This window comes from Proteus sp. fly-1008, assembly GCF_040140305.1.
In the GTDB taxonomy this organism is placed as follows: domain Bacteria; phylum Pseudomonadota; class Gammaproteobacteria; order Enterobacterales; family Enterobacteriaceae; genus Proteus; species Proteus vulgaris_B.
On record NZ_JBEEWH010000013.1, the window covers coordinates 52,214 to 65,639 of the forward strand.

The window sequence follows — 13,426 nt, forward strand, 5'->3', positions numbered from 1 at the left end:
CTCCTTATCAGCCAACAACGATGTTCAGTAATTTTCCTGGAACGTAAATGACTTTACGAATAGTCACATCTTCCAAGTATTTAGCAACACTGTACTCTTTTGTCGCCATTTCCTGAACATATTCTTTTTCTGAATTAGCTGGAACAGTGACACGGCCACGAACTTTACCATTCACTTGAACAATAATCAGTTTAGTGTCATCAATCATGGCTTCTTCATCAGCAACAGGCCATGGCGCAACATCAACATCTTCTTTTCCACCTAATGCCTGCCACATCACAAAACAAGCGTGAGGAATGATTGGAGAAAGCATACGAACGATGGCTTCTAATGCTTCTTGCATTAATGCACGATCTTGCTCTGTTTCTTGACTTGCACGAGTTAATTTATTCATTAACTCCATGATGGCTGCAATTGCGGTATTGAAAGCTAAGCGGCGACCTACATCATCAGATACTTTTGCGATAGTTTTATGTAAGTCACGGCGTAAATCTTTTTGTTCTTCTGTTAGTGCAGACAGATCAAGTGATTGCGCTGTTCCTTTTTGAGTGTGTTCATGAACTAAACGCCACAAACGACGTAAGAAACGGTTAGCACCTTCAACACTAGACTCTTGCCATTCAAGTGTTAATTCTGGTGGAGCTGCAAACATCATAAATAAACGGACGGTGTCTGCACCATAACGTTCAACCATTGTTTGTGGGTCGATACCGTTATTTTTAGATTTAGACATTTTGCTCATGCCAGCATAAGTCAGTTCATGACCAGCACTGTCAGTCGCTTTTATGATGCGGTTTTTCTCATCACGTTCAACAATGGCTTCAGCAGGAGATACCCAATGACGAGCACCGTCTTCACCTGTGTGATAGAACGCATCAGCTAACACCATACCTTGACATAGTAAACGTTTTGCTGGTTCATCAGAGTTAACTAAACCTGCATCACGCATCAGTTTATGGAAGAAGCGGAAATACATTAAGTGCATGATGGCGTGTTCAATACCACCAATATACCAGTCAACAGGTAACCAATAGTTAGCTGCCTTTGGATCTAACATGCCTTTATCGTAATCAGGACAGGTATAACGAGCGTAATACCAAGATGATTCCATAAAGGTGTCAAACGTATCTGTTTCACGCAGTGCTGGCTGGCCATTAATGGTGGTTTTTGCCCACTCAGGATCGGCTTTAATTGGACTGGTGATCCCGTCCATTTTTACATCTTCTGGCAGGATAACGGGAAGTTGATCTTCAGGAACAGGAACAACAGTACCGTCTTCTAAGGTTGCCATTGGAATTGGTGCACCCCAGTAACGTTGGCGAGAAACACCCCAGTCACGTAAACGGTAGTTAACTTTGCGTTCACCAACACCCATTAGTGCAAGTTTGTCTGCAATAGCATTAAAGCCTGCTTGATTATCTAAACCAGAGAATTCACCAGAGTTGATCAGGCTATTTTTCTCGGTTAATGCACCTTCAGATAAGTCAGGTTGGTTACCTTCAGCATCAGCAATAACAGCTTTAATAGGTAAGTTATATTTGGTTGCAAATTCCCAGTCACGTTCATCATGACCTGGAACAGCCATCACGGCACCCGTGCCGTATTCCATTAAAACAAAGTTAGCGACCCAAATAGCCACTTTTTCTTTAGTTAATGGGTGAATGGCATAAAGACCAGTGGCAATCCCTTTTTTCTCCATCGTTGCCATATCGGCTTCTGCCATTTTCATGTTACGGCATTCATCAACGAAGTGTTGAACTTCAGGATTGTTTTGAGCTGCTTTTTGCGCTAATGGATGACCTGCTGCAACAGCGACATAAGTAACACCCATAAAGGTATCAGGACGTGTTGTATAAACTGTCATTTTGTCGTCGCTATCTGCAACATCAAATGTGATTTCGACGCCTTCTGAACGGCCAATCCAGTTACGTTGCATGGTTTTAACTTGTTCAGGCCATTCATCTAACGTATCTAAATCGTTTAACAGTTCTTCTGCGTAATCGGTAATTTTGATAAACCACTGTGGAATTTCTTTACGTTCTACAGGGGTATCACAACGCCAGCAACAGCCGTCAATAACTTGTTCGTTAGCTAATACGGTTAAATCATGTGGGCACCAGTTAACAGCAGAGGTTTTTTTATACACTAAGCCTTTCTCATATAGCTTAGTAAAGAACCACTGTTCCCAACGATAATATTCTGGTGTACACGTTGTGACTTCACGATCCCAATCGTAACCAAAACCCAGTTTCTTTAACTGGTTTTTCATGTAATCGATGTTTTCATAAGTCCACGGTGCAGGCGCGGTGTTATTTTTTACTGCGGCACCTTCAGCAGGTAGGCCAAACGCATCCCAACCGATAGGTTGTAAGACGTTTTTACCTTGCATACGTTGATAACGGGAAATCACGTCACCAATGGTGTAGTTGCGGACGTGTCCCATGTGTAGTCGGCCAGAAGGATAAGGTAGCATTGACAGGCAGTAATATTTTTCTTTGTTATTATCTTCTGTCACTTTAAATGTATTGTTCTTTTCCCAGTATTCCTGGATAGTTTGCTCTATATCTTCGGGACGATATTGTTCTTGCATGGCACCGATAATCCTATGGTGAATTAATGGCTACCGGAGGGTAACCGCTATTATGAAATTAAGACTTGCATAGCATAGCTGATTTTGTCTAATAGCCACAACTATTGATCTTAATGAAAGCCACTGTTTGCATAACTTTTTCAAGACAATTGCGAGATATCTTGGAAAGCGTTAAAACAAAAAGAGAATAAATGCGTATTTTCTAGAAAAATAATGGTGATATTGCGAGAAAATAAGATTACTTGATATTTGGTTGCGAGGTTATTCAAAATTATTATTTGAGGCTGACGTGCTAAGAAAGCACGCCAGCAGAGGAGATATGAAGTATTAATGTAAGATTTTAGCTAAGAAATCTTTTGCGCGATCTGATTTTGGATTATCAAAAAAGTCATTTTTAGGTCTATCTTCTACAATACGACCTTCATCCATAAAGATAATACGGTCAGCTACTTTTTTGGCAAAACCCATTTCATGAGTTACTACCATCATTGTCATTCCTTCATTCGCTAGCTCAACCATAACATCTAGCACTTCATTAATCATTTCGGGATCAAGTGCAGATGTAGGTTCATCAAATAACATTGCGATAGGATCCATACATAAAGCACGAGCAATGGCGACACGCTGTTGTTGACCACCAGAAAGTTGGGCAGGGTATTTGTTCGCATGACTGGATAAACCAACGCGTTCTAATAATTTTAAGCCTTTTTCTTTTGCAGCGATTTTCTCTCTATTAAGCACTTTAACTTGTGCGAGTGTAAGATTTTCAATAATAGAAAGATGAGGGAAAAGTTCAAAATGTTGGAATACCATTCCTACTTTTGCTCGTAATTTAGCAAGATCGGTGCGTTTATCATTTACTTTGATTTCATTAACAAGGATCTCTCCTTGCTGTATAGGTTCTAGGCCATTCACTGTTTTAATCAGTGTCGATTTACCTGAACCAGAAGGCCCACAGACAACAACAACTTCCCCCTTTTTAACTTCAGTGGAACATTCAGTCAGTACTTGAAATTGACCATACCATTTGGATACGTCTTTTAGGGAAATCATCTAGGTAGTCCTTTTTTTAAGAAAGTTCACTAACATTGAAGCTGCGAAGCTAATGACAAAATAAACAAAACCCGCAAAGAGGATCATCTCAACTTGTGTGCCATCGCGTTCACCAATATTTGCCGCCGTTCTGAAAAAGTCAGTAAGGCTTAATACATAAACTAAGGACGTATCTTGGAACAAGACAATTCCTTGAGTGAGTAAAAGTGGAACCATGGCTCTAAATGCTTGAGGTAAAATCACTAAGCGCATCGTTTGTGATTTGGTCATACCTAATGCAAGTGAGGCAGAAAATTGCCCTTTACTCACACTTTGAATACCTGCCCTTATAATTTCAGAGTAGTACGCCGCTTCAAATAATGAGAACGCTATCATTGCTGAAATTAAACGGATATCACTTTTCGGTGAAAGTCCTAGAACATTTTGTAATATGTTAGGCACAATTAAATAAAACCACAGTAATACCATGACTAATGGGATAGAACGAAAGGTATTAACGTAAGCGGCCGCAAACCAACTAATAGGTTTAAATGTAGACAGGCGCATAACAGCGAGCACCGTTCCCCATAAAATACCAACTACAATAGCGGTGATGGTGATTTTTAAAGTGATAGCCATACCATCGACTAAAAATGGTAGGCTTGGAACAACAGAACTCCAGTCAAATTCATACATTATTGACCTCCTGTTGTGCCAGGTAAACGCACACGTTTTTCAAGCCAACTCATGATTAACATAATAATGACGTTGATAAAAACATAGGCGAGAGTAATTGCAGTGAATGACTCATATGCTTTCGCTGAATAATCGAGTAGCTTGTTTGCTTGTGCAGCCATATCAATTAACCCGATAGTGGAGGCAATCGCTGAGTTTTTTACGAGATTAAGCATTTCGGAGGTCATTGGTGGAATAATGACACGATAAGCATTGGGTAATAAAACATAACGATAGGTTTGAGGTAAGGTTAAGCCCAAGGCAAGTCCAGCCGCTTTTTGCCCACGGGGTAATGAGTTAATTGCTGCTCTGACTTGTTCACACATACGAGCAGCGGTAAATAAACCTAAACAGAGAGCTGAAGAGACAAAAAATTGTACATTTGGCGCTAAGTCCATTTTAAACCAGTCGCCAATAGATTGAGGTAATAGTTCAGGAATAACTAAATACCACGTAAAGAATTGAACAATAAGTGGTACGTTACGGAATAACTCAACATAAACTGTACCTAAACTTGAAAGCCAACGATTAGGTACAGTACGCAAAATTCCGAATAAAGAACCAACAAGAAAGGCAATAACCCAAGCGCATAAAGATAAGGCAATGGTGACCTGGAAGCCTGAAATCAGCCATCCTAAGTATGTGGTGTTTCCGAAAGGGGCTTCTTGGAAGAATATCCCCCAATCCCAATCAATCGACATGATTTCACCTCCGGTGAAAAATAGGGGCAGGGAACGACTGCCCCAAACTTCACTGATCTGTCTGTCCAACAGATACTTTATAATTATTTGTTTGCATCAACGGCGTATGTATTTTTAATTCAATGCCTTATCATTTGGTGATGCAAATAAGGCTTTCATTTCATCAGAGATAGTGAATTCTAGGTTAAGGTTTTTAGGTGGAATCGGGGCATTAAACCAGCGATTGAAGGATTTTTCTGCTTCACCTGATTTTTGTGCGTTAGCGATAGTTTCATCTATTAATGCTTTGAATTGAGCATCGTCTTTACGCAACATACAGCCATAGGCTTCTTCAGATTGTGGTGTTCCTACAATTTCCCACAGACCTGGTTTTTTCGCTTTCGCGCGTTCACCAGCAAGTAATGCATCATCCATCATAAAGGCGACAGCACGACCTGATTCGAGTGTACGGAATGAGTCACCATGATCTTTTGCGCTGATAATGCGCATATTCATTTTTTTCTCATCGTTAAGTTTGTTAAGTAACATTTCAGATGTTGTTCCTGATGTTACAACTACGTTTTTACCGGACAGATCAGAGAAGTCTTTTATTCCACCGTCTTTTTTCGCCAGTAAACGTGTACCTACGATAAAAATAGTATTAGAGAAACTAGCTTGTTGCTGACGAGCTTCATTATTGGTTGTTGAGCCACATTCAAAATCAAATGTACCATTTTGTAATAATGGAATGCGATTCTGAGACGTAATAGGGATCAGGCGAACTTGCAGATTAGGTTTGCCTATTTTGTCTTTTACTGCTTGTACAATCAGATTGGAATAGTCTTGAGAATAGCCAACCACTTTTTGTTGATTATCATAGTAAGAGAAAGGAACGGAGGATTCCCGATGTCCAACAATAATAATATCGTTGTCGTTGATTTTTTTTAAGGTTCCAGTGAGTTCTTCTGCTTGCACAGCTCCTGCAGCCCCTAAAATCATTAATGATAATGCTAGTTTACGCATGCGCATAATAACTCCTGTCGTGGTGATAAGTGATATTTGTGATTTGCTTTGTGTTGCTTTTTTGTTTTAATTTGTTTTGATAATGTTAATAGATAGAACAAATAACATACTGTTGGGAAGTGTAATTTGTGAAATACGAGAGGTATCTCTCAATAAAAGAATGAAATCAAATATGGTTGATTATTTTTTTGGAAGTTGTTTTCAATATTTAAAACTATTGTAGTAGAAACCTTATGGAAATAAAGGTTAAAGATGAAAAATTGAGATAATAGGAAAAATAAAATAAGTAGGGATTTGTAAAGTTTGTCTTAAGGAGTTGTTTGTCTGTGGATTACCGTTAAGATAACGGGTCATATTGATGAGGAACATCTATGAGTAATTGGCGGTCAGGTCGCTGGCTAGTGGTAATAACAGTTTTGCTGATCTTGTGTTGCATTGTTCAGCGTTCATTAGGTGCCCACGTCATTAGTGAGCGCTTAGCGACGGCTGTTTCTCAAACTCAATACCCACTACCAACACCGATTGCTGATGAGAATAGCGCAACAGAACATACTTATTCACTCTCTACCTGTGAATTAAGCGCTAAATCATTATTATCTGTTCCTCCGCTAACAATAGAGCCTTTTTTCCATTCATGGGCTGTACTATTACTGTTAAGCATGACCGCTATCTATGTTTCTCGCCAGCGTAGCCAAAAAAAACATCACCATCCACCCCCACCGATAAGACTTCACCTTCATTATTGCATTTTGAGGGATTAGAAATTTCCTTTTAGCTAAAAAATTGCACGTCTATCTTTGGGCGTAGCTTTGTGTGTAGCGTTGTAGGAATTTTTAGGGAGTTGTTATGTTTCGTTCTTTTGTTATGGCGTTGGTATTAACGCTATTTACGTTATCTACATCTCAAGCAGCAGATACAGGCTGGTTAACCATGCCGGATAATTCTCACGCACAAGTTAGGGCGACGGCACAAAAGTCACCAACGGGTGATGTGAAAATGTTACTTGAAGTGCAACTTGAGTCTGGGTGGAAAACTTATTGGCGCTCACCAGGGGAAGGTGGTGTTGCACCTGAAATTAATTGGCCACAAGATGTGAGTGCAATGATATGGCATTGGCCATCACCTTCTGCTTTTGATGTCGCAGGTATTCACACTCAAGGCTATGACAAACAAGTTGTTTTTCCGATTGAATTAACCTCTGCTCATGCTGATCGTTTAACTGGAATTTTAACGTTATCAACATGCAGTAATGTCTGTATTTTAACGGACTACACTTTAGATTTAGATCTTACAGAGCCAGCACCTGCTGATTTTGAATGGCAATATAGTCAAGCGATGGCAAAAATTCCAGTTGGTACAGGACTCGTCTCCTCGGTTTCCTCTGATTATAACAATAGCCAGCTCACTATCTCTTTACAAAGAGAGCAAGGAGCGTGGGTTAAACCTAATATTTATCTCGATCCTCCCGAAGGTATGCTTTATGGAATTCCACATTTAAATCAAAAAGATAATAATTTATTTGTCACTGTTGATGTAACTGATGACTGGGGAGATGCTGCGGGTGATATTTCGGGTAAAGCACTCTCATTTGTTATTACTGACCAAGATTTTTCTCGCCAAGTTAATGACACAATAGGACAGGGGGAAACAGGTATTGCGCCTCCATCTAATTCAAGTGTTGGATTATGGGGCATTCTAGCTTTTGCGCTATTAGGTGGATTGATCTTAAATTTAATGCCTTGCGTATTGCCTGTACTCGCGATGAAATTGGGTTCGATTTTACATCTTGAGAATCGCGATAAAGGGGTTATTCGTAAGCAATTTTCGGTATCTGTTTTAGGTATTTTAGTTTCTTTTTGGGCATTAGCTCTATTTATGACGGGTTTACGTTATAGCCAAGAAGCCTTAGGTTGGGGAATACAGTTTCAAAGCCCTTGGTTTATTGGATTTATGGTGTTAGTGACGGCTATTTTTACTGCTAATTTATTTGGTCTATTTGAGTTACGTTTAAGTAGCAATATGAATACTAAAATGGCAACGGCAGGTGGACAGGGGTATGGCCGCCATTTTTGGGAAGGTGCTTTTGCTACTTTACTTGCCACTCCTTGTTCCGCACCATTTTTAGGTACTGCAGTCGCTTATGCTCTGATTGCTCCATTAAGTGAATTATGGCTTATTTTTACTGCATTAGGGATAGGAATGAGTTTGCCTTGGATCTTAGTGGCAATATTCCCATCTGTTGCAAAAGTGCTACCAAAACCCGGTAAATGGATGAATCGCCTAAGAGTTGTTTTAGGTTTTATGATGCTGTTGTCTAGCATTTGGCTTATTACACTTTTAATTCCTCATTTTGGCATGACAATTGTTGCCGGTATTTTTATTGTTATTGCTTTACTTTTATTGCTCGCAATTGTACGGCACTATGGCAAAAAAACGGCTCTTATTTCTACTGTGATAGCCCTATTTTTAGCGGGAAGTACTTATTTATTTGTTGCTCAACCAGAAAGCCATACACTTGTAGGCCAAGACACGGTAAATTGGCAACCTTTATCTGAAGAAGCAATACATCAAGCCTTGGCTGATAATAAACGCGTGTTTGTTGATGTCACGGCAGATTGGTGTGTGACCTGCAAAGCAAACAAATACAATGTATTATTGCGAGAAGATATTCAGGCTGCTCTGTCTGCCCCTGATGTCGTTGCATTAAGAGGGGATTGGACTAAACCCTCTGATAAGATCACCCAGTTTTTAAAACAACGAGGTCAAGTAGCTGTACCTTTTAACCAAGTTTATGGACCTTGCCATAAAGATGGCGTGGTTTTACCCCCTCTTTTAAATAAAGATTCAACATTGACTGTTCTTTCAGAGGCTAAAGGAGCCCAATAATGAAAAAAACACTTTCTGCACTGGTTATTTCGTCATTACTTTTTGGTGCAAATGTGCAAGCAGCGGCATTAAGTGCTGATCAGGAAAAAGAAGTTCGTGCACTGGTTCGTGATACATTAATCAAAAATCCAGAAATTTTGGAAGAAGCTATCACTGCATTACAAGCACAAAAAGCCGATGAGCAACAAGCACAATTTCGTACCGCATTAAAGGCAGAACATGATGCATTATATAACGATGCAGCAAGTCCTCGTATTGGTGCAAAAGACGCTAAATTAGTGTTAGTTTCTTTTACTGATTATAACTGCCCTTATTGCAAACGTTTTGATCCGTTATTAGAACAAATCACAAAAGATTATCCAGAAGTAGCTGTGATCATTAAACCATTACCATTTAAAGGCGAAAGTTCTGCTAAAGCATCTCAAGCTGTGCTTTCTGTATGGAAAGAAGATCCAAAAGCGTTCTTAGCGTTACACCAACGTTTAATGCAGAAGAAAACAATGCTAGATAATGCAAGTATTGATGATGCAATGAAAACAACCAATACAAGCAAAGTAAAATTAACGGATGACAGTTTAAAAGTGTTACAAAATAACCTAGATCTTTCTCGTAAATTAGGTATTCAAGGTACGCCTGCAACTGTTGTTGGTGATATGGTTATCCCTGGTGCTGTTGATTATGCTCAGTTAGAAATGATTGTGAAAGAGCAACTGGCTAAAGTGAAAAAATAATGCGTAGTCGCTTACGAAAGTGGAGTAAAGAACTTATTGTTCTGGTTGTCATTTTCGTTGTAGCCTCTTTCGCGATGGATTGGTGGCGACAACCTACGCCACCATCTTTAACGAATTTACCTGAGCTTTATACTGTTGATAATAAAGTTGTTTCATTAACAGAATTGAGTGCTGAAAAGCCCTTATTAATCTATTTTTGGGCAACATGGTGTGGTGTTTGTAAACTAACAACACCTGCGGTGAATTCATTAGCGCAAGATGGGTATAATGTGACATCAGTTGCGATCCGTTCGGGTGATAACGCAAAGCTAGAGCGCGGGATCCAATCTAAAGGGCTGGTTTTTCCTGTAATAAATGATAGCCGAGGAGATATTTCTCAGCAGTGGGAAATTAGTGCAACACCTTCATTCGTTATTATTTATAAAGGGGAGATGGTGGGCTTTACGAGTGGTTGGTCATCTTCGTGGGGATTAAAACTACGTTTATGGTGGGCTTCTGTTTAAATCGGTTATCAGAATTTTAGTAAAGAAAAAAGGGTACCGGGTAAGCTGACAATAAAATAGATTATTTCATAAATAATATTTTTGCGTCTACGCTCAATTTTGGCTTCTTCGGTATTTTGGGCAATTAATGACTTTTCATCGGCAATGCGTTTTGCAGTATTAATATGTATTGGCACAATATTAATAGGAATAACGGTATGATTATTTTTATTCACAGGGGTTAATTGGGCTAATGTCCAACCATATTGATGCTGTTTATCTCCGAACGCATTTTGCTGAATAACATAACCATAATAATCTTTACGAAAACCTTTTTCTTCGTTATCGCTGGAAATCTTATGAGCATATTGCCAATAAGATTGAATATCTGCTGAATGAATTAATTGAGATAGTGCTGGTGGCTCAAGTAGGGTGACATTAACGCGTTTAGACTCAGCCTCTTGTTTTTGTTTAACTTTAATCACAGTTTTCCAATGTACAGGTACAATGGTTTTATCTTCAATAAGTTGATTAATTGACTCTGGCTGTTTTGATAAAACCCAGCCAAATTCATGTTGTTGCCGATTGAACATCTGGCGCTGGATCCATTTATTTTCTTTATCCGTACGGAAACCCTTTGTTTCATTATCTGTTGATATTTTTTTAGCTCGTTGCCAAATAATATCGAGAATATGTTCAGGGTAATGTTCCATAAAAAAGCCCTCTTATTAGAAAAAGCCCAACCTAATTAATAGTAACTTAATAGGGTTGGGCTTTATTCATTTTAATTACGGCGTTTAATAAAGGCGATAATAAAAAATAATCCAACCAGTATCCACAATGGTGTATTACCCCATTTGTAATAAGGAGTTAATCCTGTTGTTGGTGTGATTTTTTCTGCTAAGGCACCTTCTTCAAATTGAGGAAGCTGAGAAATGACATCACCGTTAGCTGCAATAAAGGCTGTAATACCGTTATTTGTCGAACGTAATAATGGTCTTCCTAACTCTAGAGAACGCATTCTCGCCATTTGAAAATGTTGCCAAGGGCCTATTGAATTACCAAACCACGCATCATTAGAAATCGTTAATAAGAATCGTGTATCAGGTTTGAAATTAGCACGAACTTGCTCACCTAAAATAATTTCATAGCAGATAGCTGCGGTAATTTTGGCATCATTGACAGTCAGCTGAGGCTGTACATATTCGCCTTGGCTTAATGATGACATTGGTAAATTAAAGAAAGGCGCCAGTGGGCGTAATAGCGATTCTAATGGCACATATTCACCAAAAGGAACAAGGTGATGCTTATTATAGCGATCTGTTGCTGGGTATTGATAAGCATAGTGTTCACCTAATGTGATGACACTATTGTAGAAACGGTAACCTTCTAATGTCGGCCGAGCATCAATAATTCCAGTCATTAAATGAGTATCTTGCTCTCTCAGTTGCTTATCAAGCTCAGCTAAAAAGCCTTGTTGTTGAATTTCAACATCAGGGATCGCCGATTCAGGCCAAATAATAAGATTTGCATTACCGATAAAAGGACGGCTTAAGGTGAGATAGGTTTTTAGCGTGTTTTCTAATGTACCTGGTTCCCATTTTAATGACTGCGCAATATTTCCTTGAACAAGTGCTATCTCTTGTGTTTCATCCGGTAATGGTTGATACCACTGATAAGATTTAAAGCTGATAGGCAGTACCAATAAAAGGAGTGCTACAATAAGACTATAAATTGATTTTCGAAAGAGAGCAAATGCGATAAGGCCACTGATAACTGTAAGTAGCAACGTTATCATTGTGACACCAAAAATAGGTGCAATTCCTTTTAATGGGCCATCAATTTGGCTATAACCAAATTGTAACCATGGGAAACCCGATAATACCCAACCTCTCAAGAATTCTGTAATTTGCCATAGTGCAGGTGCAGCAAAAACAAATCGCCATAGAGTCGGATTTGGGAAAAACTTATTTAATAAACCGGCAAAAAGTAAGGTATAGAGTGATAAATAAAGTGCCAATAAAATCACTAAAAATATATTTATCGCAAATGGCATACCGCCAAAATCAGCAATGCTGACATAAACCCAATTTACACCAGTACCAAATAATCCAAAGCCCCAGGCAAAGCCAAGAAATGCACCTTGTCGAGTTGTACGTTGCGTAATTATCAGTAATAGGCCCAGCAGTGAAACTAAGGCAGCAGGCCAAAAGTCAAAAGGCGAAAACGCGAAGGTGCCGATAGCACCTAAAAAAACCGCCAGGAGGGCACGGACCCACTGGCGGTTTAAGAAAGAGGTCTTATTCATTTAGATCCTATGCATCATTACCTAGTTCAGGAATGGGCGCATCATCTGGGATATGCACATAAACCTGAATGATCTTACGGCTATCTGCCATAACAACTTTAAATTGGTAATTATCAATGGTAATAGTTTCACCACGAGCAGGAAGGTGACCAAAGGCTTGCATAACTAAGCCACCAATAGTATCAACTTCTTCATCGCTGAAATGTGTACCGAACGCTTCATTGAAATCTTCTATCTGGGTTAAAGCTCGAACTGAGTAAGCGTGGCGACTCAGTGGACGAATATCAATATCATCCTCATCGTCATACTCATCTTCAATTTCGCCTACGATAAGTTCTAGAATATCTTCAATTGTGACAAGCCCTGATACACCTCCGAATTCATCAATCACAATTGCCATATGATAGCGTTGTGAGCGGAATTCTTTTAATAGGCGATCGACCCGTTTACTTTCAGGTACAACAACCGCTGAACGTAAGACTTTATCCATACTAAATGGCTCTGCGTCAGTACGCATAAATGGCAGTAAATCTTTTGCCATCAATAAGCCTTCAATATGATCTTTGTCTTCGCTTATGACTGGGAAACGAGAATGTGCTGAATCAATAATTACATCTAAACATTCATCAAGGGTTTGATTACGTTTTAGTGTAACGATTTGGGAGCGTGGGATCATAATATCTCGGACACGCTGTTCAGCAATATCCATTACCCCTTCAAGCATGTCGCGGGTATCAGGATCAATTAATTCTTTCTGTTCAGAATCGCGGATAAGCTCCATCAGATCATCACGGTTTTTAGGTTCACCGTGGAACCACTGATTAAGCAGTGTGAGAAACCCTTTCTTAGGACCTGGGTTATCGTTACTCGAAGATTGGTCGTCGCTCATGGCGTTTTAACTATTTTTCCTCATTGAATGGTTAATTAGATATAATATTTATCATAAAAATAAGAGAACT

12 protein-coding genes are annotated in these 13,426 nt (G+C 39.2%); 4 read left to right on the forward strand and 8 right to left on the reverse strand.

The features are described 5' to 3' along the window. Nucleotides 1–7 precede the first annotated feature (7 nt). The 5 genes from leuS to ABN256_RS17020 form a co-directional block, all read right to left on the reverse strand. Nucleotides 8–2,590, reverse strand: coding sequence for a leucine--tRNA ligase (gene leuS, locus ABN256_RS17000; RefSeq protein ID WP_340895560.1), 2,583 nt, complete (start codon nt 2,588–2,590; stop codon nt 8–10). A gap of 327 nt (nt 2,591–2,917) precedes the next feature. Further along, a complete protein-coding gene (locus tag ABN256_RS17005; RefSeq protein ID WP_115351370.1) occupies nt 2,918–3,643 on the reverse strand; it encodes an amino acid ABC transporter ATP-binding protein in 726 nt (241 codons plus the stop codon). Continuing rightward, nucleotides 3,644–4,318, reverse strand: a complete 675-nt coding sequence (gltK, locus tag ABN256_RS17010) for a glutamate/aspartate ABC transporter permease GltK (protein ID WP_072070241.1) — start codon at nt 4,316–4,318, stop codon at nt 3,644–3,646. Beyond that, the gene (locus tag ABN256_RS17015) at nt 4,318–5,058 is read right to left on the reverse strand and encodes an amino acid ABC transporter permease (protein ID WP_072070240.1); all 741 of its coding nucleotides are present in this window, start codon (nt 5,056–5,058) and stop codon (nt 4,318–4,320) included. Before ABN256_RS17015 ends, gltK begins: the two co-directional genes overlap by 1 nt. A gap of 114 nt (nt 5,059–5,172) precedes the next feature. Next, on the reverse strand, nt 5,173–6,066 hold the full coding sequence (locus ABN256_RS17020; protein ID WP_072070239.1) for an amino acid ABC transporter substrate-binding protein: 894 nt from the start codon (nt 6,064–6,066) through the stop codon (nt 5,173–5,175). 365 nt (nt 6,067–6,431) lie between these two features. On the opposite strand from ABN256_RS17020, the gene ABN256_RS17025 reads away from it, so the two are divergent. The 4 genes from ABN256_RS17025 to ABN256_RS17040 all read left to right on the forward strand — a co-directional run bounded on the left by ABN256_RS17025 (nt 6,432) and on the right by ABN256_RS17040 (nt 10,180). Continuing rightward, nucleotides 6,432–6,821: a metal resistance protein gene (locus tag ABN256_RS17025; RefSeq protein WP_349439804.1), complete on the forward strand. Its 390-nt coding sequence runs from the start codon at nt 6,432–6,434 to the stop codon at nt 6,819–6,821. 85 nt (nt 6,822–6,906) lie between these two features. Continuing rightward, complete coding sequence (locus tag ABN256_RS17030; protein WP_197269436.1) at nt 6,907–8,946, forward strand: protein-disulfide reductase DsbD family protein; 2,040 nt, start codon at nt 6,907–6,909, stop codon at nt 8,944–8,946. After that, nucleotides 8,946–9,677 carry a DsbA family protein gene (locus ABN256_RS17035; RefSeq protein ID WP_072070236.1) on the forward strand — a complete coding sequence of 244 codons (732 nt, stop codon included), beginning with the start codon at nt 8,946–8,948 and terminating at the stop codon, nt 9,675–9,677. Before ABN256_RS17030 ends, ABN256_RS17035 begins: the two co-directional genes overlap by 1 nt. Further along, entirely contained in the window at nt 9,677–10,180 is a 504-nt protein-coding gene (locus tag ABN256_RS17040; protein ID WP_196553442.1) for a protein disulfide oxidoreductase, read from the forward strand. Before ABN256_RS17035 ends, ABN256_RS17040 begins: the two co-directional genes overlap by 1 nt. Nucleotides 10,181–10,188: 8 nt before the next feature. On the opposite strand, the gene ABN256_RS17045 is transcribed toward ABN256_RS17040, so the two are convergent. The 3 genes from ABN256_RS17045 to corC all read right to left on the reverse strand — a co-directional run bounded on the left by ABN256_RS17045 (nt 10,189) and on the right by corC (nt 13,356). Then, the gene (locus ABN256_RS17045; RefSeq protein ID WP_197269435.1) at nt 10,189–10,872 is read right to left on the reverse strand and encodes a hypothetical protein; all 684 of its coding nucleotides are present in this window, start codon (nt 10,870–10,872) and stop codon (nt 10,189–10,191) included. Between the two features lie 71 nt (nt 10,873–10,943). Next, on the reverse strand, nt 10,944–12,467 hold the full coding sequence (gene lnt, locus ABN256_RS17050) for an apolipoprotein N-acyltransferase (protein ID WP_349439806.1): 1,524 nt from the start codon (nt 12,465–12,467) through the stop codon (nt 10,944–10,946). A 7-nt stretch (nt 12,468–12,474) separates the two neighbouring features. After that, nucleotides 12,475–13,356 carry a CNNM family magnesium/cobalt transport protein CorC gene (corC, locus tag ABN256_RS17055; RefSeq protein WP_023581153.1) on the reverse strand — a complete coding sequence of 294 codons (882 nt, stop codon included), beginning with the start codon at nt 13,354–13,356 and terminating at the stop codon, nt 12,475–12,477. Between the last annotated feature and the right edge of the window lie 70 nt (nt 13,357–13,426).